Origin of the sequence: Streptomyces sp. YS-3 (assembly GCF_045257485.1) — a bacterium.
Taxonomy (GTDB): domain Bacteria; phylum Actinomycetota; class Actinomycetes; order Streptomycetales; family Streptomycetaceae; genus Streptomyces.
Window position 1 is genome coordinate 1 of record NZ_JBJHPC010000059.1, and the last position, 20,730, is coordinate 20,730.

The window sequence follows — 20,730 nt, forward strand, 5'->3', positions numbered from 1 at the left end:
GGGCGGGGTGGGGGCAAAAAACGTTCAGCCCAGACGGTGCATCCAGCCGTGCGTGTCCGGCCTCGCCCCCGTCTGAAGGTCGAGGAGCGCCTTCCGCAGCCTCATCGTGACCTCACCCGGCTCCCCATCCCCCTGCGTCCAGTTCGCCCGAGCCGACTTCACCGACCCCACCGGCGTGATCACCGCCGCCGTCCCGCACGCGAAGACCTCCGTCAGCGTCCCCGCCTCCGTGTCCCGCTTCCAGTCCTCCGTGGAGATCCGGCCCTCCTCGGCCGTGTACCCCAGGTCCCGCGCGATCTTCAGCAGCGAGTCCCGCGTGATGCCCGGCAGGAGCGAACCGGTCAGGGACGGGGTGACGATGCGGTCGCCGTACACGAAGTACAGGTTCATCCCCCCCATCTCCTCGATCCACCGGTGCTCCACCGCGTCCAGCCAGACCACCTGGTCGCACCCGTGCCCCGCCGCCTCGGCCTGGGCCACCAGGGACGCGGCGTAGTTCCCGCCGGTCTTGGCCGCGCCCGTGCCCCCCTTGACCGCGCGCACGTACTCCTCGGAGAGCCAGACCGACACCGGCTTCACGCCACCGGGGAAGTACGCCCCGGCCGGCGACGCGATCACGATGAACAGGTACTCGTTCGCCGGGCGCACACCCAGCCCGACCTCGCTCGCGATCATGAACGGCCGGAGGTAGAGCGAGGCCTCGCCGGAGGACGGGACCCACGCCCGGTCCTGCTGGATCAGCGCGTCGCAGGCGGCGATGAACAGCTCGTCCGGCAGCTCGGGCATCGCCATCCGGCGGGCCGAGGCGCGGAAGCGCTCGGCGTTGGCCTCGGGCCGGAAGGTCGCCACCGTGCCGTCGGGCTGACGGTAGGCCTTCAGACCCTCGAAGATCGTCTGCGCGTAGTGCAGCGTCATGTTGGCGGGGTCCATCGACAGCGGCGCGTACGGGGTGAGCTCCGCGTCGTGCCAGCCGCGGCCCTCGGTCCACTTGACCGTCACCATGTGATCGGTGAAGTGGCGGCCGAATCCGGGGCTTGCCAGGATCGCGTCACGCTCCGCGTCCGACAGCGGGTTCGCGGAGGGCTTGAGCTCGATCGTGGGCGTCGTCATGGTTGCGTGTCCTTCACCGGTTGTGTGGGTCGGACCGCGCTCACGCCGCCTTCGCTGCTGCTAGGACGTCCGAGCTTTTCCGCATGCCGCGGTCCCACGTTCGATTATCGCTCGTGCGGGACCATGACTGAAACGGTGTGATTGCGGCCCAGGGACTGATGGTGGCACCCCGGGGCCGTACAGGAAAAGCCGCCGGGTGCTGGTGCGACCCGGCGGCTTGTCTGGGAGAGAGCGCTCGGGTCAGCCCGATACTCGTACGGCGAGCGCGTCGCCGATCTCGTCGGTGGTACGGGCGGAGCCGTCCCGGGCGGCCAGATCGGCCTGGACGGCGTCCTCGATCCGGGCCGCCTCGGACTCGTAACCGAGGTGGCGCAGGAGCAGGGCGACGGAGAGGACCGTGGCCGTGGGGTCGGCCTTGCCCTGGCCCGCGATGTCGGGCGCGGAGCCGTGGACCGGCTCGAACATCGAGGGGAACGCGCCGGTCGGGTTGATGTTGCCGGACGCGGCCAGGCCGATTCCGCCGGTCACGGCGGCGGCCAGGTCGGTGAGGATGTCACCGAAGAGGTTGTCGGTGACGATCACGTCGAACCGCTCGGGCTGGGTGACGAAGAAGATCGTCGCGGCGTCGACGTGCAGATAGTCGGTGGTGACGTCCGGGTACTCCTTCGCCACCGTGTCGAAGATGTTCTTCCACAGGTGCCCGGCGAAGACCAGGACGTTGTTCTTGTGCACCAGCGTCAGCTTCTTGCGCGGGCGGGCCTGGGCGCGGGCGAACGCGTCGCGCACCACGCGCTCCACGCCGTACGCCGTGTTCACACTGACCTCGGTGGCGACCTCGGCCGGGGTGCCGGTGCGCAGCGAGCCGCCGTTGCCCGTGTAGGGGCCCTCGGTGCCCTCGCGGACCACCACGAAGTCGATCTCGGGACGGCCCGCCAGCGGGGTCGCCGTGTTCGGGAACAGCTTCGACGGGCGCAGGTTGATGAAGTGGTCGAAGGCGAAGCGGAGCTTCAGCAGCAGACCGCGCTCCAGGACGCCGGACGGCACGCTCGGGTCGCCGATGGCGCCGAGCAGGATCGCGTCGTGGGTCGCGAGCGCCTCCAGCTCCGTCTCCGGCAGGGTCTCGCCGGTGCGGTGCCAGCGCCGGGCGCCGAGGTCGTACTCCTTGGTCTCCAGCTTCACATCCGCTGGAAGGACGGCGTTGAGGACCTTCAGGCCCTGGGCCACCACTTCCCGGCCGATGCCGTCACCGGGGATCACTGCGAGATCGATGCTGCGAGACATGAATGCACCGTACTCCGCGTCCCATGCGTTGACATGTGGAGTCCACGATACGGACAGGATACGGACAGGGGCTGATCGGACGGGCTCTCGCCCCAGCCCTTCCGGGAGACCGCCGAATGGCTGGTAGGGGTGATGTGCGGGGGCATTGCGGGGAGTTGCATGGGGAGCTGTACGCGTCCCGTTCACCCCCCGGTGAGATGCGCGTCGTCTGAGGAGAGGACGTTTCCGGCCATGGACATCCCTCGTTTCGGCATCCCTGAGAAGCTCGCCGGCCGTATGAACATGGCCGAGCAGCACGAGTACCTGCGTACGCGGCTGACCCGGCGCGGGGTGCTGCGCACCTCGGTGGCGACCGCCGCGGTCGCCGGCGTCGGGGCGGGCACCCCGGCCGCCGCCTCGCCCGCCCGCACCGCGCCGGCGGCGCTCACCTCCTGGGGCACGGCCACCGAGGTGGACGGCTCGCTGGTGGCGCCGTTCGGCCGGCATCTGGCCTACGGCGCCGACCCGAAGACGCAGATGGCGGTCTCCTGGCAGGTGCCGTTCGCGGTGCGGCGGCCGTACATCCGGATCGGTCTCAAGCCCTGGGCGCTCAGCCACCGCATGGACGCCGAGGTGCGCCACCTCAGCACGCCGGTGCTCAACGGGGGAAAGATCGCGGCGGCCGAGCAGTACTACGTGCACGCGGGCCTGGAACGGCTGCGGCCGGGCACCACGTACTACTACGGCGTCGGCCACGACGGTTTCGATCCGGCCGACCCGCGCAACCTCGGCACCCTGGGCACCTTCACCACCGCGCCCGAGCGTGCCGGGGCGTTCACCTTCACGGCCTTCGGCGACCAGGGCGTCAGCTACCACGCGCTCGGCAACGACCAGCTGATCCTCGGTCAGAACCCGGCCTTCCATCTGCACGCGGGCGACATCTGCTACGCCGACCCGTCCGGTTCGGGCACCCCCGGCGACACCTACGACGCGCGCACCTGGGACCAGTTCCTCGCCCAGACCGAGTCGGTCGCCAAGACCGTGCCGTGGATGGTGACCACCGGCAACCACGACATGGAGGCCTGGTACTCGCCGGACGGCTACGGCGGCCAGAACGCCCGCTGGTCGCTGCCGGGCAACGGCCCGGACCCGGTCAGACTGCCCGGGGTGTACTCGTTCGTCCACGGCAACGTGGGCGTGGTCGCGCTGGACGCCAACGACGTCTCGTACGAGATCCCCGCCAACTTCGGGATCAGCGGCGGCGGGCAGACCCGGTGGCTCGACCGGCGGCTGGGCGAACTGCGCGCCGACCGCCGGGTCGACTTCGTGGTGGTCTTCTTCCACCACTGCGCCTTCTCGACCACCAACGCGCACGCCTCGGACGGCGGGGTGCGCGACGCCTGGGTGCCGCTGTTCGAGAAGCACCAGGTGGACCTGGTCATCAACGGCCACAACCATGTGTACGAGCGCACCGACGCGATCCTGCGGGGCGCCGTGGGACGCAAGGTGCCGATCGGTGAGCGCACCGACCCGACGCGGGACGGCATCGTGTACGTCACGGCCGGCGGCGCGGGCCGGGCGCTCTACGACTTCCCGGCGCCCGACAGCTACGAGGGCCACGTCAAGGACCAGGAGAGCGTGGCCAGCTACCACTGGCTCAAGGGCCGCGCGAAGGCGGCCGAGACCGTGGAGTGGTCCCGGGTGCGCTTCACGGGCTACTCGTTCCTGGCGGTGCAGGTGGAGGCGGGCCTCCGCCCGTCGATGACGGTCTCGGCCCTCGCCGAGTCCGGCGCGCGGATCGACCACTTCGAGATCCGTCGGGGCGCGACGGGGCGCCCAGGAGCGGCCTAGGGCGTGTCGGCGTCGCGGGGCAGGCGGGACTTTCGCAACACGCCCTAGTGCCCAGTGGCACCCCCGTTGTCCCTGCGGTCCAGCGCGCGCTGGAGCGCGGCGGCGGCGTTCTTGCGGTCGGTGTCGCTCGTACGGGCGGTGTGGCGGACACGGCGGACGGTCGTCGTCTCGGACATGAGGATCGACTCCTTGAGATCACGGGGATATCGAGGCGCCGGAAGGGGCGGGGAGCGCTGCCGCAGGGGTTGCCTGCCAAGGGGCACCGCGCTCGCGACCGCCATTCGCTGGATCTAGCGAGACGTTCGGCTCCTACAAAGCTAAGGGAGGACTCCGCTTCTGTCTCCACGATTACTCGGACTTCCTACTATCTGAGACGGCGGCACGGATAGTTCAGGCGGTGCCATCTAGTTTGCATTCCTACCTAGGTGGTGCTGGAATACACGCATGGCCGCAGACCGCAGATCCAGTTGGCTCAAGGGCGTCCTCGACCTCCTCGTCCTCACCTGCCTCACCGGGGGTGAGAGCTACGGGTACGAGATCTCCAAGACCCTGGCCGCGGCCGGGCTCGGGGAGATCAAGGGCGGGACGCTCTACCCCGTCCTGAACCGGCTCGAAGAGGCCGGGCTCGCCGTCGGGGAGTTCCGCGCCGCCGAGCGCGGACCGGGCCGCCGGTACTACCGGCTGACGGAGGAGGGCCGGCGGGCGCTCGCCGAGCAGGGCGCCTCCTGGCTGGAGTTCCACACCGCCGTGAAGACCATGCTGACCAGCGCGACACCAGGGGGACGTGCCACATGAGCGAAGAGAGCGACTACTTCGGGACGCTCGCCGGGAAGCTCCGGGCCGCGGGGATGCCGCGGAGCGAGGTGACGGCGACCGTCGCGGAGCTCACCGGCTATCTGGCCGAGTCCGGGTCCACCGACCCGTACGAGGAGTTCGGCGCGCCGGAGGACTTCGCGGCGCGGCTCACCGGCGGCCGGGCCGCCGAGGAGCCGGACGCCGGGGCGGAGACCTGGAAGTGGGCCACCGACATCTACACCGACCGCAAGCACCTCAACCACTACGGCGACCAGGGCTGGGAGGTCGAGGGCCTGGACCGGCTCGGCCGGTTCGTGTGCCGGCGCGACCCGGCGGCGGCGATGCGGTGGGAGTACCGCCGGGAGAGCGCCGACMGCGCCGCCGAGCGTGCGACGGTCACCGCCCGGCTCGCCCCGGACGGCTGGGAGCCGTGCGGGCACTGGTTGCTGTACATGTACTTCAAGCGCCCCAAGGCGGCCAGCGCCGGGCCCGCGGCCGGGCTCGACGAGCTGGTGGCGCCGCCCGCCAAGCAGCTCCTGCTGAGCACCACCTACCGGGGCAAGCTGAAGCAGATGCTGGCCGCCGCGGTCGTCTCGGGCTCCGTGACCGCCGTCGCGGTGCACTACGGGGGCGACCTGGTGATGTACCCGGCGCTGATCGGCGCGGCCGTCGCCACCCCGCTCGGCTTCGCCCTCGGCTGGCGGCGCGTCAAGCGCGAGATCGCGCGGGGCGCCGAGGACGCGTAGCGCCGCCCGGGCGGGCGCCGGCCGCCCGCCCTCAGCCGCCGACCCGCAGGTCCTGGAGGCCCACCACCCTCAGCAGCTCCAGCCGCTGGTGGGCGTCGGTGCCCGGGCGGGCCGAGTGCACCACCAGGAACTGGCCCTCGCCGGAGCTGAGCAGGATTTCGCAGTCCAGCTCCAGGAGGCCGACCACGGGGTGGAGGAACCGCTTCGCCCTGGCGTGCCGGGTCTCCACCTCGTGCTGGTCCCACAGCGCGGCGAACTCCTCGCTGCACCCCCGCAGTTCGGCCACCAGCGCGGCCGGTTCCGGGTCGTCGGGGCGGGCCGCGAGCACCGCCCGCAGCTGGGCCACATGGCTGCGGGCGTGGCCCGGCTGGTCCTCGGGCGGGAAGAGGGCGCGCAGCGACGGCTCGGTGAAGTAGCGGCGGATGATGTTCCGGCCCGGCGCGGCCTCGCCGACCAGGGCCGCCGCCATCGCGTTCTGGGCGAGCACCTCCCCCCAGTCGCTCATCACCTGGGCGGGCGCGTCGTGCAGCCGGTCGAGGATCAGCATCAGACCCGGGCGCACATGGACCGAGCCGTGCCGCTCACGCGGCGGCTCCTCGCCCGCGAGGTGGAAGAGGTGATCGCGCCCGTCCCGGCTGAGCCGCAGCGCCCGCGCCAGCGCGGTCAGCATCTGCCGGGACGGACGCGAGCCGCGGGCCTGCTCCAGCCGGGTGTAGTAGTCCGCCGACATCCCGGTGAGCTGGGCGACCTCTTCCCTGCGCAGCCCGGCCGTCCGCCGCCGGGGACCGGCCGCCAGGCCCACGTCCGCCGGTCCGAGACGGGCCCGGCAGTGCCGCAGGAAGTCCGCGAGTTCTTCTCTGTCCACCCCCTCAGCATGACGGTCGGTGCCGTTCCGTATCCAGGGAGTGCCGCTCCCTGGATGGGGACGTCCCTCCCGCCGCCGGCCACCTCGCGCCACGCTGGGGCCAGGCGATCGAGAGGAGCGGAAGATGCGGATCCTGGTGACGGGGGCGACGGGCGAGGTCGGCCGCAGGTTCGTGCCGAGGCTGGTCCAGCGGGCCGACGTGGTGCGGGTCCTGGTGCGCGACGAGGCCCGCGGCGCGGCCCTCGGCGCCCATGAGGTCGCGGTCGGCGACGTGCGCGAGGAGGAGTCGGTGCGCAAGGCGCTGGCGGGGGTGGACGCGGTGGTGAACCTGGCGGTGTCCTACCGGAACGTGCCGGACGAGGAGAACCGCGCGGTCAACCGTGACGCGGCGCTCGCGCTGGGCCGGCTGTCGCTGGAGGCCGGGGTGGGCCGGCTCGTCCAGGTGTCGTCGAACCTGGCGTACGGCCTGGGGCGCGGGCGTCCGCTGACCGAGGACGACGCGCCGGTGCCGGGCGGGCCACTGTGGGGGACGTACGCGGAGTCCAAGGCCGCCGCCGAGGAGGGCCTGTTCGCCCTCCACCGCGAGCACGGCCTCGACGTGCGGGTGGGAGCGCTCGCCTTCGTCTACGGAGAGGGCGACCCGCACCTGGCGCATTCGGTGTACTGGGCGGGCCAGTGGGCGGCGCACCAGCGGCTGCCGATGGTGCACCACGCGGACGTGGCCCAGGGGCTGATGCGGCTGCTGTACGCGCCGGGGGTGGCGGGCCGCAAGTACAACATCGCGGACGACTGCCCGGTGACGGCGGTCGAGCTGCACCAGCTCAACGGGGTGGAGGTGCCGCCGGAGCTGGCGCGGCGCACCGACCCGGACCCGTTCTACACGATCATGTCCACGCTGCGGATCCGGGACGAGCTGGGCTTCCGGCCGCTGTACCCGTCGGTGTGGACGGCGCGGGACGCGGGCGTGCTCTGAGCACCCGGCATCGGACCCCCCGCCCGCGCCCCGGCACGCCGCCCGCGCCTCAGAGCACGTCGCCGTCGCGCCAGTCGAAGATCAGCGGCTGGGCGGGGTCGGGCAGCGGGCGGCCCGCGGCCGGGCGGAGGAAGGTGGTGCCCTCCTCCTCGGCGAGGCGCACCACCCCGTCCGGGCTCAGCGCCTCGATCCGTCCCGGCCAGACCTGCCAGCCGCGGGAGCGGTAGAGCGCGGCGCCCTCGTCGGAGGCGGAGAGCGCGCCGAACGCGTACGCCTCGTCGATCACATGCTCCAGGGCGGTCATGACCCGCCCGCCGAGCCCCTGGCGGCGCCGGTCCGCGCGTACGGCGACGGCCTCGACGTAGCCGACGCGGTAGGACCGGCCGCCGTGCAGCACCCGGCGCATGATCACGCTGCCGTGCGCGGCGATGCCCCGCTCGTCGTCGAGGAAGGAGTGGACGCCGCCGAGGCCGTGGTCCCAGTCCTCGTCGCTGAAGTCCCCGTCGAAGGCGGCGTCGAGCAGTTCGCGGATTCTCGGCAGGCCGTCCGGGCCGAGCTGCGAGGTGTGCGCGGTGTGCTGAGACTCAGTCATGCGACCACTGTGGCAGGCCGCTTCGCGCCCTTGCGCGCCGGGCGCGGCTGCACCAAACTCCCTCGCGCCCCGGCCCGGAACGCGAACCGCCCCCGTCCTCGGTTGGGGGACCAAGGACGGGGGCGGGGTTCGGAGGTGACCGGCGTCAGCCCATGTGGGGGTACGTGTAGTCGGTCGGCGGGACCAGCGTCTCCTTGATGGCGCGGGTCAGCGTCCAGCGCATCAGGTTCTGCGGGGCGCCCGCCTTGTCGTTGGTGCCCGAGGCACGGCCGCCGCCGAAGGGCTGCTGGCCGACGACGGCGCCGGTCGACTTGTCGTTGATGTAGAAGTTGCCCGCCGCGTAGCGGAGCTTGTCCATCGTGTACGCCGCCGCCGCGCGGTCGCCGGCGATGACCGAGCCGGTGAGGGCGTAGTCCGAGACCGACTCCATCTGGGCCAGCATCTCGTCGTACTTCTCGTCCTCGTAGACGTGGACCGCGAGGATCGGGCCGAAGTACTCGGTCGTGAAGACCTCGTTCTCGGGGTCCGTGCACTCGATGACGGTCGGGCGGACGAAGTAGCCGACCGAGTCGTCGTAGCTGCCGCCCGCGACGATCGTGCAGGAGGCGTCGGCCTTGGCGCGGTCGATCGCGGCCTTGTTCTTGGCGAACGAGCGCTCGTCGATGACGGCGCCGATGAAGTTCGACAGATCGGTGACGTCACCCATGGTGATGCCGTCGACCTCGGCCGCGAACTCCTCCTTGAAGCCGTCGTTCCAGATCGACGCGGGGATGTAGGCGCGCGAGGACGCCGAGCACTTCTGGCCCTGGAACTCGAAGGAGCCGCGGGTCAGCGCGGTCTTCAGCACCGCGCGGTCGGCGCTGGGGTGCGCGACGACGAAGTCCTTGCCGCCGGTCTCGCCGACGAGGCGCGGGTAGGTGCGGTACTTCTCGATGTTGGTGCCGACCGTCTTCCACAGGTGCTGGAAGGTCTTGGTGGAACCGGTGAAGTGGATGCCCGCCAGGTCGCGGTGGTTCAGGGCGACCTCGGAGACGGCCAGACCGTCACCGGTGACGAGGTTGATGACTCCCTTGGGCAGACCGGCCTCCTCCAGGAGCCGCATCAGCAGCACGGCGGCGTGGGTCTGGGTCGGGGACGGCTTCCACACGACCACGTTGCCCATCAGGGCCGGGGCGGTCGGCAGGTTGCCCGCGATGGCCGTGAAGTTGAACGGCGTGATCGCGTAGACGAAGCCCTCCAGCGGGCGGTGGTCCATACGGTTCCACACGCCCGGGGAGTTCGCCGGGGGCTGCTCGGCGAGGAGCTGACGCGCGTAGTGCACGTTGAAGCGCCAGAAGTCGACGAGCTCGCAGGGGGTGTCGATCTCGGCCTGCTGGGCGGTCTTGGACTGGCCGAGCATGGTCGAGGCGGCCAGCGTCTCGCGCCACGGGCCGGCCAGCAGCTCGGCGGCGCGCAGGATGATCGCGGCGCGGTCGTCGAAGGACATCGCGCGCCACGCCGGGGCGGCGGCGAGGGCCGCGTCGACGGCGTCCCGCGCGTCCTGGGTGGTGGCGTTGGCGAAGGTGCCGAGGACGGCCTTGTGGTTGTGCGGCTGCACGACGTCGAAGCGCTCGCCGCCGCCCATCCGCTTCTCGCCGCCGATGGTCATCGGAAGCTCGATCGGGTTCTCGGCCAGCTCCTTGAGCTTGGCCTCCAGGCGCGCGCGCTCGGGCGAACCCGGGGCGTAGCCGTGCACCGGCTCGTTGACGGGAGCGGGGACCTGGGTTACAGCGTCCATGAGTCTCTGAACTCCTTGATGAGGGGTGGTGGGCTCAGCCCTTGGTGAGGATGGAGCGGGCGAAGAAGAGCAGGTTGGCGGGCTTCTCCGCGAGGCGGCGCATGAAATATCCGTACCAGTCGGTGCCGTACGCCGTGTAGACGCGCATCCGGTGGCCCTCGGCCGCGAGCCGCACGTGCTCGTCGCTGCGGATGCCGTACAGCATCTGGAACTCGTACTCATCCAGTTTGCGCCCGGCGCGCCGCGCGAGCTCCTGGGTGATGGCGATCAGCCGCGGGTCGTGCGAGCCGATCATCGGGTACGCCTCGCCGTCCATGAGGATCTTCAGGACGCGGACGTACGCCTTGTCGATCTCGGCCTTGTCCTGGAAGGCGACGGAGGCGGGCTCCTTGTAGGCGCCCTTCACGATGCGCACGCGGCTGCCGGCGGCGGCCAGGCGGCGGGCGTCCTCCTCGGTGCGGAAGAGGTAGGCCTGGATGACGCAGCCGGTCTGCGGGAAGTCCTTCCGCAGCTCCTCGTGGATGGCGAACATCGAGTCGAGGGTGGTGTGGTCCTCGGCGTCCAGGGTGACCGTGGTGCCGATGGCGGCGGCGGCCTCGACGACCGGGCGGACGTTGGCGAGGGCGAGCTCGTGGCCGCCCTCCAGCGCTTGTCCGAACATCGACAGCTTCACGGACATCTCGGCGCGGGTGCCCAGGTCCAGGCCCTTGAGGCGCTCGATCAGCTCAAGGTAGGCGTCCCGCGCGGCGTGGGACTGCTCCACGGTGGTGATGTCCTCGCCCACCACGTCCAGGGTGACCTCCAGGCCCCTGGCGGCGGCGTCCTCGACGATCGGCACGACCTGGTCGACCGTCTCACCGGCGATGAACCGGTCGACGACCTGCTTGGTGCCGGGCGCGGCCGAGACGAAGCGGCGCATCTTGTCGCTGCGCGACGCGGCGAGGATCACGGGACCCAGCACGGGGTACCTCCATGGAAAGGGGTAGCAGGAGGCCGGCACCCGACGATCGGGGAACGGCACGGAGAACCACCGTGAAACCTAGATATCCGTCCGATCCTCTGCCATCGACACCTGTCACGCATCCGTGCCCCGCATCTCGGACAGATGTCTGAAGGCGGGGCCGGAGTGCGCGAGAATGGCTGCTGTGAAGGGCGACTACCAGGACCTGGTCGATGAGATCTCGGCGCTGCTCGGCGCCCCCGCGACCCTGGAGGACCGGGACTTCGGGCTGATCGCCTTCGGCGCGCACGACTCCGAGGACGACTCGGCCATGGACCCGGTGCGCACCCGCTCGATCCTGACCCGCCGCTCCACCCCGGCGGTCCGCGCCTGGTTCGAGGGGTTCGGCATCACCCGGGCGACCGGCCCGGTCCGTATCCCGGCCGCCCCCGAGGCGGGCGTCTTCCGCGACCGGATCTGTCTGCCCGTGCGCCACCGGGGCGTGGTGCTCGGTTACGTGTGGCTGCTGGACGCCGACCCCGGCCCGGCCGACGACCGGCTGGCTGCCGCGATGGAGGTGGCCGCCCGGATCGGCGGGCTGCTCGCCGACGAGACGCGGGCGGGCACCGATCTGTCCCGTGAGTTCCGGGCGGCCCTGACCGCCGGACCGGGCTGGCAGCGCGACATGGCGACGACGGCCCTGCGCGCGGCGCTCGGCCCGGACGCGGACGGCCTGCACACGGTGGTCTGCGTCAGCCCCTGGTCCCGGGAGACGCCCTCGGCGCGGACCGTGCCGGGGACGGCCGCGGTGTGCGCGGTGCCGTGGGGGGCGCCCGGCGAGGAGGGTGCGGAGGAGAGCGCGGGGGCCGCGCCCGGCCGGCTGCTCGGGGCGCTGGTGCGGCTGCGCTCGGCCGACGCGCTCACGCCCGCGCTGACCGCCGCCGAACGGCTGCGCGCCACGGCGGGTCCGGGCGCCGCGGCCGGGATCGCACCGGCCCGCCGGGGCCTGGGCGAGCTGGCCGCCTCCTGGCACGAGGCGACCTCGGCGGCCCGGGCCGCGCTCGCCGAACCGGGGCTCGGCCCGGTCGCCCAGTGGGCGGGCATCGGCCCGTACCGGCTGCTGACCGCGCTCCCCGGCACCGCCCGGCCCGACCCGGCGGTCGCCTCCCTGCTCAGCCCGGCCCACACCGAACTGGCCCGCACCGCCGAGGTGTTCCTCGACCACGCGGGCCAGGCGGGCCGTACGGCGGCGGCGCTCGGCATCCACCGCCAGACCCTCTACTACCGGCTCTCCCGGGTCGAGCAGCTCACCGGACTCGACCTCGACGACGGCGAGGACCGGCTGCTGCTGCACATGGCCCTGAAGGCGTCACGCCTGTGAGGGCTTCCCGGCGTCCAGGGCGCGGACGAGCCGCCGCAGGCCCTCGGTCAGCTCGGCACCGCTCGCCGCGGTCCCCGGGTCGAAGGTCCACTGGGCGATGAGCCCCATCATCAGCGTCATGTAGAGCTTGCCGAGGGTGTCCACGTCCTCGTCGCCGACCTCGGCCTCCTCGCCCCCCATGAACATGGGGATGATGCCGCGCGCACCCTCGCGCTGGGCCTTCGCCAGATGGTCGCGCACCCCCGGCAGCTGGTCGCCCATGACGATGATCTCCATGCTGAGGTGCCACATCGAGCCGGGCTGCTCCATGGTGGAGATGACGTTCGACCAGACCTCCTGGAAGCGCTCCAGCGAACCCGGCTCGGTGGCCGGGCCCTGCTCGGGCGCGTCGAAGGCGACCGAGACCCCCTCGACCAGGGCGATGTACGCCTGCGCGAGCAGCGCGTCCTTGGAGCCGTAGTGGTAGCCGATGGACGCGAGGTTCGTCCCCGACTCCTTCACGATGTCCCGCGCGGTCGTCCGCGCGAAGCCCTTCTCCAGCAGGCAGCGCTTGGCGCCTTCGAGCAGATCCTCACGGTGTCCCATGCGGGGAGCCTACCGTGTTTTAGACATTCGTGTAATACGCGCGTATGGCAGGACGGGTGTGCCGCACCAAGGGTGATCACTCTCTGCGGACCGTGCTGGGTTGCTCGCGCAGTTCCCCGCGCCCCCGGGTGGTTGGGGGCGCGGGGAACCGCGCGCTCAGCCGCGGCGGACCCGCAGCCGAACGGCTAGTCCACCAGGTTCACCGAGCGGGCCGAGGCCGCGCCGATGGTCTCCGCCAGCTCGTTCAGGACCGGCTGCGGGACCGAGTCGTCCACGGTCAGGACCGCGAGGGCCTCGCCGCCCTCCTCCGCGCGGGCGACCTGCATGCCCGCGATGTTCAGACCCGCCTCGCCCAGGATCCGGCCGACGGTGCCGACGACGCCCGGACGGTCGTCGTAGCGCAGCACCACCATGTGGTCCGCGAGCGCCAGGTCGACGTCGAACTCGCCGATCGCCACGATCTTCTGGAGGTGCTTGGGGCCCGCCAGCGTGCCGGAGACCGCGACCTCCTCGCCGCCGGAGAGCGTGCCGCGCACGGTGACCACGTTGCGGTGGTCGGGGGACTCCGAGCTCGTGGTCAGCCGCACCTCGACGCCGCGCTCCTGCGCGAACAGCGGCGCGTTGACGTAGCTGACGGTCTCGTCCACCACGTCCTCGAACACGCCCTTGAGCGCGCTGAGTTCGAGCACCTTCACATCGTGCTGGGTGATCTCGCCGTACACCTCGACGTCGAGGCGGACCGCCACCTCGCCCGCGAGCGCGGTGAAGATCCGGCCCAGGCGCTCCGCGAGCGGCAGCCCCGGCTTCACGTCCTCGGCGATGACCCCGCCCTGGACGTTGACCGCGTCCGGCACCAGCTCGCCGGCGAGCGCCAGGCGCACCGAGCGGGCGACCGCGATGCCCGCCTTCTCCTGGGCCTCGTCGGTGGAGGCGCCGAGGTGCGGGGTGCAGACGACCTGGTCGAGCTCGAAGAGCGGGGAGTCCGTGCAGGGCTCCTTCGCGTACACGTCGAGGCCCGCGCCCGCGACGCGGCCCTCCTTGAGCGCCGAGTACAGCGCGGCCTCGTCGACGATGCCGCCGCGCGCCGCGTTCACGATCCGGACGTGCGGCTGGACCTTGTGGAGCGCCTCGTCGCCGATGAGACCGAGGGTCTCGGGGGTCTTGGGCAGGTGCACGGTGATGAAGTCCGCGACCTGGAGCAACTCGTCGAGGGTGAGGAGCTTGACGCCCATCTGCGCGGCCCGCGCGGGCTGCACATAGGGGTCGTACGCGACGATCTTCATACCGAACGCGGACATGCGCTGGGCGACCAGCACGCCGATGCGGCCGAGACCGACGACGCCGAGGGTCTTCTCGCTCAGCTCGACGCCGGTGTACTTGTTCCGCTTCCACTCGCCGTTCTTCAGCGCGGTGTTGGCCTGCGGGATGTTGCGCGCGGTGGCGACCAGCAGACCGCAGGCGAGCTCGGCGGCGGTGACGATGTTGGAGGTCGGGGCGTTGACCACCATCACGCCGGCCTTGGTGGCGGCGGAGACGTCCACGTTGTCCAGGCCCACGCCCGCGCGGGCGACGACCCGCAGCTTCTTCGCGGCGGCGACGGCCTCGGCGTCGACCTTGGTCGCGGAGCGGATCAGGATCGCGTCCACGTCGGCGATGGCGGGCAGCAGCTCGGCGCGGTCGGCTCCGTTGCAGTGCCGGATCTCGAAGTCCGGACCGAGGGCGTCGACGGTGGCGGGCGACAGCTCTTCAGCGATGAGTACGACGGGTTTCGAGCTCACGTGAGTCCTCACAGTTCCAGTGCTGCGGACTGCCGTCCCGACGGCCGCAGGCGGTGGAGGGGGAGCGGCGCCGGAGAAGGGTGGGTGCGTTCCCTCGTCGTTCGGTGCGAGAGTGCGTGCCGGGCGGCGTGGGGATGTGCCCGCTCTTCTCCGGTGTCGCTTAGCCGCGTGGAAGCGCACGACGCTGTGGGCTGACGCGTAGGTATTGAGCAGCAGTGTAGTGGTGCTCAAGGCGGTCTGTTCCGCCGATGGGGGTTCCCCCTGGTCATGACGGTCCCGGAGGGGGAATGTCACCCGTCCGGGTGGGAACGGGATGGACGGAGGGGCCGCGGCGCACCGCCGCGGCCCCTCGCGAAGGCTTACGCCTCCTCGTCGTTCACCCAGCTCATGAGCTTGCGCAGCTCCTTGCCGGTGGTCTCCAGGAGGTGGTTCTCGTCCTGGGTCTTGTACTCGTTGTACTTCTTCAGACCGCCGTGGTACTCGTCCATCCAGTTCTTGGCGAAGGTGCCGTCCTGGATCTCGGTGAGGACCTTCTTCATCTCGGCCTTGGTGTCGGCGGTGATGATGCGGGGGCCGGTGACGTAGTCGCCCCACTCGGCGGTCTCGGAGACCGACCAGCGCATCTTCTCCAGGCCGCCCTCGTACATCAGGTCGACGATGAGCTTCAGCTCGTGGAGGCACTCGAAGTAGGCGATCTCCGGCTGGTAGCCCGCCTCGACGAGGGTCTCGAAGCCCGCCTTGACCAGCGCGGAGGTGCCGCCGCAGAGCACGGCCTGCTCACCGAACAGGTCGGTCTCGGTCTCCTCGGTGAAGGTCGTCTTGATGACGCCCGCCCGGGTGCCGCCGATGCCCTTGGCGTACGAGAGCGCGAGCGCGAAGCCGTTGCCGGTCGCGTCCTGCTCGACGGCCGCGATGCACGGGACGCCGCGGCCCTCCTCGTACTGGCGGCGGACCAGGTGGCCCGGGCCCTTCGGGGCGACCATGCAGACGTCGACGCCCTCGGGGGCCTTGATGAAGCCGAAGCGGACGTTGAGGCCGTGGCCGAAGAACAGCGCGTCGCCGTCCTTCAGGTTGTCCTTGATGGACTCCTCGTAGACCTGGGCCTGGATCGGGTCCGGGACGAGGATCATGATGACGTCGGCCTCGGCGGCGGCCTCGGCGGGCGTGACCACGCGCAGGCCCTGCTCCTCGGCCTTGGCCTTGGACTTGGAGCCCTCGTGCAGACCGACGCGGACGTCGACACCCGAGTCGCGGAGCGACAGCGCGTGGGCGTGGCCCTGGCTGCCGTAACCGATCACAGCGACCTTGCGGCCCTGGATGATGGACAGGTCGGCGTCGGCGTCGTAGAACAGCTCGGCCACTGGGATATCTCCTTGGTGTGCTGGTGTTGCGTCCCACCGTACGGCGGGGATGCCAGGGTCAGTTTTGAGTCTCGCGATATGAACACCGCGAGGGGCGGGTTCAGGCCGAGCGGTCCAGGGCCCGCAGACTGCGGTCGGTGATGGACCGCGAGCCGCGCCCTATGGCGATCGTCCCGGACTGGACGAGCTCCTTGATACCGAACTGCTCCAGCATCTTGAGCATCGCCTCCAGCTTGTCGGCGCCGCCGGTGGCCTCGATGGTCACCGCCTCGGGCGAGACGTCGACGGTCTTGGCGCGGAACAGCTGGACGATCTCGACGATCTGGGAGCGCGTTTCGTTGTCGGCCCGCACCTTCACCAGAACGAGTTCGCGCTGGATCGCAGCGCTGGGCTCGAGTTCGACGATCTTCAGGACGTTGACCAGCTTGTTGAGCTGTTTCGTCACCTGCTCCAGCGGCAGGTCCTCGACATTGACCACGATGGTGATGCGGGAGATGTCGGGGTGTTCGGTGACACCGACGGCGAGTGAGTCGATGTTGAAACCGCGGCGGGAGAACAGCGCGGCGATCCGGGCGAGGATGCCGGGGGTGTTCTCGACCAGGACGGAGAGCGTGTGCTTGGTGGACATGGTGGCGGTCTCTCTCTGCTCTCTCAGTCGTCTTCGTTGTCGCCGAAGTCGGGACGGACGCCCCGGGCGGCCATGACCTCGTCGTTGGAGGTGCCGGCGGCGACCATCGGCCACACCTGGGCGTCCTCGTGGACGATGAAGTCGACGACGACCGGGCGGTCGTTGATCGAGTTGGCCTCCTCGATCGCCTTGTCCAGGTCCTCCGGGCGCTCGCAGCGGATCGCGTAGCAGCCCATCGCCTCCGACAGCTTGACGAAGTCCGGGACGCGGGTGCCGGCGCTCGGCTCCTTGCCGGTGGCCCCGGGGCCGCTGTGCAGCACGGTGTTGGAGTAGCGCTGGTTGTAGAAGAGGGTCTGCCACTGGCGGACCATCCCGAGGGCGCCGTTGTTGATGATGGCGACCTTGATCGGGATGTTGTTGAGCGCACACGTGGTGAGCTCCTGATTGGTCATCTGGAAGCAGCCGTCGCCGTCGATCGCCCAGACCGGGCGGTCCGGCATACCGGCCTTGGCGCCCATGGCCGCCGGGACCGCGTACCCCATCGTTCCGGCGCCGCCGGAGTTCAGCCAGGTGGCGGGGCGCTCGTAGTTGATGAAGTGGGCGGCCCACATCTGGTGCTGGCCGACGCCGGCCGCGAAGATGGTGTCGGCGGGGGCGAGTTCACCGATGCGCTGGATGACCTGCTGCGGCGAGAGGCTGCCGTCGCCGGGCTGCTCGTAGCCGAGCGGATAGGTCTCGCGCCACCGGTTCAGGTCGTTCCACCAAGCGGTGTAGTCGCCCGTGTGGCCCTCGGTGTGCTCGGCCTGGACCGCCTGGACCAGATCGGCGATGACCTCGCGGGCGTCGCCCACGATCGGCACGTCGACCTCGCGGTTCTTGCCGATCTCGGCCGGGTCGATGTCCGCGTGGATGATCTTCGCGTACGGCGCGAAGCTGTCCAGCTTGCCGGTGACCCGGTCGTCGAAGCGGGTGCCGAGCGCGATCAGCAGGTCGGACTTCTGGAGCGCGGTGACGGCGGTGACCGCGCCGTGCATACCGGGCATCCCCACGTGCAGCGGGTGGCTGTCCGGGAAGGCGCCGAGCGCCATCAGGGTGGTGGTGACGGGCGCCCCGGTCAGCTCCGCGAGGACCTTCAGCTCGGCGGTGGCGCCGGCCTTCAGGACGCCGCCGCCGACGTACAGCACCGGGCGCTTCGCCTGGACGATCAGCTTGGCGGCCTCGCGGATCTGCTTGGCGTGCGGCTTGGTCACCGGGCGGTAGCCCGGCAGGTCCATGTGCGGCGGCCAGGAGAAGGTGGTGCGGGCCTGGAGGGCGTCCTTGGCGATGTCGACCAGGACCGGGCCCGGGCGGCCGGTGGAGGCGATGTGGAAGGCCTCGGCGATGGTGCGCGGGATGTCCTCGGCCTTGGTGACCAGGAAGTTGTGCTTGGTGATCGGCATGGTGATGCCGACGATGTCCGCCTCCTGGAAGGCGTCGGTGCCGATCGCCTTGGAGGAGACCTGGCCGGTGATCGCGACCAGCGGGACGGAGTCCATGTGGGCGTCGGCGATCGGCGTGACCAGGTTGGTGGCACCGGGGCCGGAGGTCGCCATGCAGACGCCGACCTTGCCGGTGGCCTGCGCGTACCCGGTGGCGGCGTGGCCTGCGCCCTGCTCGTGGCGGACCAGGACGTGACGGACCCGGGTGGAGTCCATCATCGGGTCGTACGCCGGGAGGATGGCGCCGCCCGGAATGCCGAAGACGGTCTCGGCCCCGACTTCCTCAAGAGAGCGGATGAGGGACTGCGCGCCCGTGACGTGCTCGACGGGGGCGGAGTGGTGTCCGCCGTTACGGGCCCGCGGCTGCGGATGGTGGGCCCCGGTGGCCTGCTCGGTCATCGGCATTCTCTTCTCGAAGCTGAGGGTTTATGCGGGGGTTTGGTCGAGATCGCTGTCGTGCTTCAGGGGTGCCAGTGCAACAAAAAACCCCTCGTGCCGTGAGGCAAGCGAGGGGAGCGCGTCGGGAGTGGTCCACTGGGCCCGCGTGGGGGCCCGGCTTCAGCCGACGCGCTGTCCAAGTACGAGAATTCGGGTGCGCATGGCATTGACCCTCCCCCCGGCGCCCCGGACGTGTCAAGTGGGTGGGACGGGTGTCTCACTATTTGAGTGATTGACCCGCACGGAGGGCAGCTTCCGGCCGCTGAGCACGGGCAGTACGGCGGCCCCGCCCGGCAACGGGAACGCGCCCCGCACCAGGGCCCGGCGCAGCCGGTACTCGTCCAGCGGCCCGGAGAAGGCCATGCCCTGGCCGTGCGTGCATCCCATCGCCCGCAGCGCCATCACCTGCTCCGGTACGTCCACGCCGTCGGCCACGGACTGCATCCCCAGGTCGCAGGCGATCCGCAGCAGCCCGCTGGTGATCTTGTGCAGCCGGGCGGACTCGACCACGCCCTCGACCAGTCCCCTGTCCAGTTTCAGTACGTCGATGGGGAGCCGGCGCAGGGCGTTGATCGCCGCGTAGCCGCTGCCGAAGCCGTCCAGGGCGATCCGTACGCCGAGCCGGCGCAGGCTCACCAGACGGCGCTCCAGCTCGTCGAAGGAGATCCTGGGGTCGCTGTCGGACAGCTCGATCACCAGGGCGCCCGAGGGCAGTCCGTACCTGGTCAGCAGGGCTTCCACCGAGCCGAGCGGCATGGACTTGTCGAGCAGGCGGCGGGCCGGCAGGCGCACCGCGACCGGCGCGTGGTGCCCGGCCGCGCGGCGCTCGGCGGCCTGCGCGACGGCCTCTTCCAGGAGCCAGCGGCCGAGCTCCGTGGTGCGCTCGCTGTCCTCGGCGACCCGCAGGAATTCGGCCGGGGTGAAGAGGATCCCCTGGGCGGATCTCCAGCGCGGCTGCGCGGCCACGGCGGCCACCCGCCCGGTGGTGAGGTTGACCACCGGCTGGTGCAGCAGCGCGAACTCGCCCTCGTGCAGCGCGGTGCGCAGCCGGGCGGCGATCTCGGTCTTGCGGACCACCTCGGCCTGCATCTGCGGCACGTACATCTCGACGCGGTTCTTGCCGCCGGACTTGGCGCGGTACATCGCGAGGTCGGCGTTGCGCATCAGCTCGCGGGCGCCGACGTCGCGCTCGGCGAAGGCGACGCCGATGGAGGCCGCGACCCGGACCTCGTTGCCGTCGATCTGGTACGGCTGCGAGAGCGTCAGCCGCAGCCGGTCGGCGATCTCGTACACCTGGCGCTGGCGGGCCGCCCGGTCCCGGCCGCCGTCGCCGAGGATCAGCGCGGCGAACTCGTCGCCGCCGAGGCGGGCGGCGGTGTCGCCGGCCCGGACCGAGTCCTGGAGGCGGCGGGCCGCCTGGATCAGCAGTTCGTCACCGGCCTGGTGGCCGATGGTGTCGTTGACCTGCTTGAAGCCGTCGAGGTCGATGAAGAGCACCGCGGTGCCGGGGTCGGAGGCGCGCCGGCCGCTCAGGGCCTGGCGCACCCGTTCGGTGAACAGGGCTCTGTTGGGCAGGTCGGTGAGCGGGTCGTGCTCGGCGTTGTGCTGCAACTGGGCCTGGAGGCGCACCCGTTCGGTGACGTCCCGGCTGTTGAGGATGAGGCCGCCCTGGTGGCGGTTGATGGTCGACTCCACGTTCAGCCACTCGCCGGTGCCCGACTTGAAGCGGCACTCGATCCGGGTGGTCGGCTCCTCCAGCGGGGGCGCGGCCAGAAAGCGCCGCACCTCGTGCACGACCCGGCCCAGGTCCTCGGGGTGGATGAGGGAGGCCAGCTCGGAGCCGACGAGGTCCTCCGCGTCCCGTCCGTAGACGCCCGCCGCGGCGGGGCTCACATAGCGCAGTATCCCGGTGGGCGCGGCGATCATGATGACATCGCTGGAGCCCTGCACCAGGGAGCGGAAGTGGTTCTCCTTCTGGGCCAGTTCATGGGTCAGGGCGATGTTGTCCACCAGCATGATCGCCTGGCGCACCACGAGCGCGAGGACCACCGTGCACCCGGTGAAGACGACCACACGGTCCACCCGGCGGCCCTCGATCACGTTGTAGAGGATGCCCAGGGTGCACACCGCGGCGGCGAGGTACGGCGTGAGCGCGCCCAGGGAGCCGGCGAT

The 20,730-nt window shown here is 71.1% G+C and carries 18 protein-coding genes; 5 read left to right on the forward strand and 13 right to left on the reverse strand.

Annotation, left to right across the window (positions count from 1 at the left end; translation table 11 throughout):
* Positions 1 to 24: 24 nt before the first annotated feature.
* Together ACJA3G_RS08310 and ACJA3G_RS08315 are read right to left on the reverse strand one after the other, a co-directional pair.
* A complete protein-coding gene (locus tag ACJA3G_RS08310) occupies positions 25 to 1,110 on the reverse strand; it encodes a branched-chain amino acid aminotransferase (RefSeq protein WP_406552237.1) in 1,086 nt (361 codons plus the stop codon).
* A 240-nt stretch (positions 1,111 to 1,350) separates the two neighbouring features.
* A complete protein-coding gene (locus ACJA3G_RS08315; RefSeq protein WP_406552238.1) occupies positions 1,351 to 2,391 on the reverse strand; it encodes a 3-isopropylmalate dehydrogenase in 1,041 nt (346 codons plus the stop codon).
* Between the two features lie 231 nt (positions 2,392 to 2,622).
* Between ACJA3G_RS08315 and ACJA3G_RS08320 the strand changes: the two genes are divergently transcribed.
* On the forward strand, positions 2,623 to 4,221 hold the full coding sequence (locus ACJA3G_RS08320) for a purple acid phosphatase family protein (protein ID WP_406552239.1): 1,599 nt from the start codon (positions 2,623 to 2,625) through the stop codon (positions 4,219 to 4,221).
* Positions 4,222 to 4,265: 44 nt separating this feature from the next.
* On the opposite strand, the gene ACJA3G_RS08325 is transcribed toward ACJA3G_RS08320, so the two are convergent.
* Entirely contained in the window at positions 4,266 to 4,397 is a 132-nt protein-coding gene (locus tag ACJA3G_RS08325; protein ID WP_406552240.1) for a hypothetical protein, read from the reverse strand.
* A 268-nt stretch (positions 4,398 to 4,665) separates the two neighbouring features.
* Between ACJA3G_RS08325 and ACJA3G_RS08330 the strand changes: the two genes are divergently transcribed.
* Positions 4,666 to 5,016, forward strand: coding sequence for a PadR family transcriptional regulator (locus ACJA3G_RS08330; RefSeq protein WP_406552241.1), 351 nt, complete (start codon positions 4,666 to 4,668; stop codon positions 5,014 to 5,016).
* Positions 5,013 to 5,762 (forward strand): hypothetical protein, encoded by a 750-nt coding sequence (locus ACJA3G_RS08335; protein ID WP_406552242.1) that lies wholly within the window; start codon positions 5,013 to 5,015, stop codon positions 5,760 to 5,762. Before ACJA3G_RS08330 ends, ACJA3G_RS08335 begins: the two co-directional genes overlap by 4 nt.
* Before the next feature lie 31 nt (positions 5,763 to 5,793).
* Here the strand turns inward: ACJA3G_RS08335 and ACJA3G_RS08340 are convergent, their stop codons facing one another.
* Positions 5,794 to 6,627 carry a helix-turn-helix transcriptional regulator gene (locus tag ACJA3G_RS08340; protein ID WP_406552243.1) on the reverse strand — a complete coding sequence of 278 codons (834 nt, stop codon included), beginning with the start codon at positions 6,625 to 6,627 and terminating at the stop codon, positions 5,794 to 5,796.
* A 124-nt stretch (positions 6,628 to 6,751) separates the two neighbouring features.
* On the opposite strand from ACJA3G_RS08340, the gene ACJA3G_RS08345 reads away from it, so the two are divergent.
* Positions 6,752 to 7,600 carry an NAD-dependent epimerase/dehydratase family protein gene (locus ACJA3G_RS08345; protein WP_406552244.1) on the forward strand — a complete coding sequence of 283 codons (849 nt, stop codon included), beginning with the start codon at positions 6,752 to 6,754 and terminating at the stop codon, positions 7,598 to 7,600.
* A gap of 49 nt (positions 7,601 to 7,649) precedes the next feature.
* Here ACJA3G_RS08345 and ACJA3G_RS08350 read toward each other — a convergent pair whose 3' ends face one another.
* The 3 genes from ACJA3G_RS08350 to ACJA3G_RS08360 all read right to left on the reverse strand — a co-directional run bounded on the left by ACJA3G_RS08350 (position 7,650) and on the right by ACJA3G_RS08360 (position 10,930).
* The gene (locus ACJA3G_RS08350) at positions 7,650 to 8,192 is read right to left on the reverse strand and encodes a GNAT family N-acetyltransferase (protein WP_406552245.1); all 543 of its coding nucleotides are present in this window, start codon (positions 8,190 to 8,192) and stop codon (positions 7,650 to 7,652) included.
* Positions 8,193 to 8,337: 145 nt separating this feature from the next.
* Positions 8,338 to 9,969 (reverse strand): L-glutamate gamma-semialdehyde dehydrogenase, encoded by a 1,632-nt coding sequence (pruA, locus tag ACJA3G_RS08355; RefSeq protein ID WP_406552246.1) that lies wholly within the window; start codon positions 9,967 to 9,969, stop codon positions 8,338 to 8,340.
* A gap of 34 nt (positions 9,970 to 10,003) precedes the next feature.
* On the reverse strand, positions 10,004 to 10,930 hold the full coding sequence (locus tag ACJA3G_RS08360; protein WP_406552247.1) for a proline dehydrogenase family protein: 927 nt from the start codon (positions 10,928 to 10,930) through the stop codon (positions 10,004 to 10,006).
* Positions 10,931 to 11,114: 184 nt separating this feature from the next.
* On the opposite strand from ACJA3G_RS08360, the gene ACJA3G_RS08365 reads away from it, so the two are divergent.
* Positions 11,115 to 12,290, forward strand: coding sequence for a PucR family transcriptional regulator (locus ACJA3G_RS08365; RefSeq protein ID WP_406552252.1), 1,176 nt, complete (start codon positions 11,115 to 11,117; stop codon positions 12,288 to 12,290).
* Here the strand turns inward: ACJA3G_RS08365 and ACJA3G_RS08370 are convergent.
* The 6 genes from ACJA3G_RS08370 to ACJA3G_RS08395 all read right to left on the reverse strand — a co-directional run.
* Positions 12,279 to 12,875, reverse strand: coding sequence for a TetR/AcrR family transcriptional regulator (locus tag ACJA3G_RS08370; protein ID WP_406552248.1), 597 nt, complete (start codon positions 12,873 to 12,875; stop codon positions 12,279 to 12,281). The two genes, ACJA3G_RS08365 and ACJA3G_RS08370, sit on opposite strands and share 12 nt — an antisense overlap.
* A gap of 185 nt (positions 12,876 to 13,060) precedes the next feature.
* Positions 13,061 to 14,653, reverse strand: coding sequence for a phosphoglycerate dehydrogenase (serA, locus tag ACJA3G_RS08375; RefSeq protein WP_406552249.1), 1,593 nt, complete (start codon positions 14,651 to 14,653; stop codon positions 13,061 to 13,063).
* Between the two features lie 359 nt (positions 14,654 to 15,012).
* Entirely contained in the window at positions 15,013 to 16,014 is a 1,002-nt protein-coding gene (ilvC, locus tag ACJA3G_RS08380; protein WP_358836665.1) for a ketol-acid reductoisomerase, read from the reverse strand.
* Between the two features lie 100 nt (positions 16,015 to 16,114).
* Positions 16,115 to 16,642, reverse strand: coding sequence for an acetolactate synthase small subunit (gene ilvN, locus ACJA3G_RS08385; RefSeq protein ID WP_358836664.1), 528 nt, complete (start codon positions 16,640 to 16,642; stop codon positions 16,115 to 16,117).
* Positions 16,643 to 16,665: 23 nt separating this feature from the next.
* Entirely contained in the window at positions 16,666 to 18,525 is a 1,860-nt protein-coding gene (locus ACJA3G_RS08390) for an acetolactate synthase large subunit (protein WP_406552250.1), read from the reverse strand.
* Between the two features lie 228 nt (positions 18,526 to 18,753).
* A partial coding sequence (locus ACJA3G_RS08395) for a putative bifunctional diguanylate cyclase/phosphodiesterase (RefSeq protein WP_406552251.1) occupies positions 18,754 to 20,730 on the reverse strand: 1,977 nt, incomplete at its 5' end.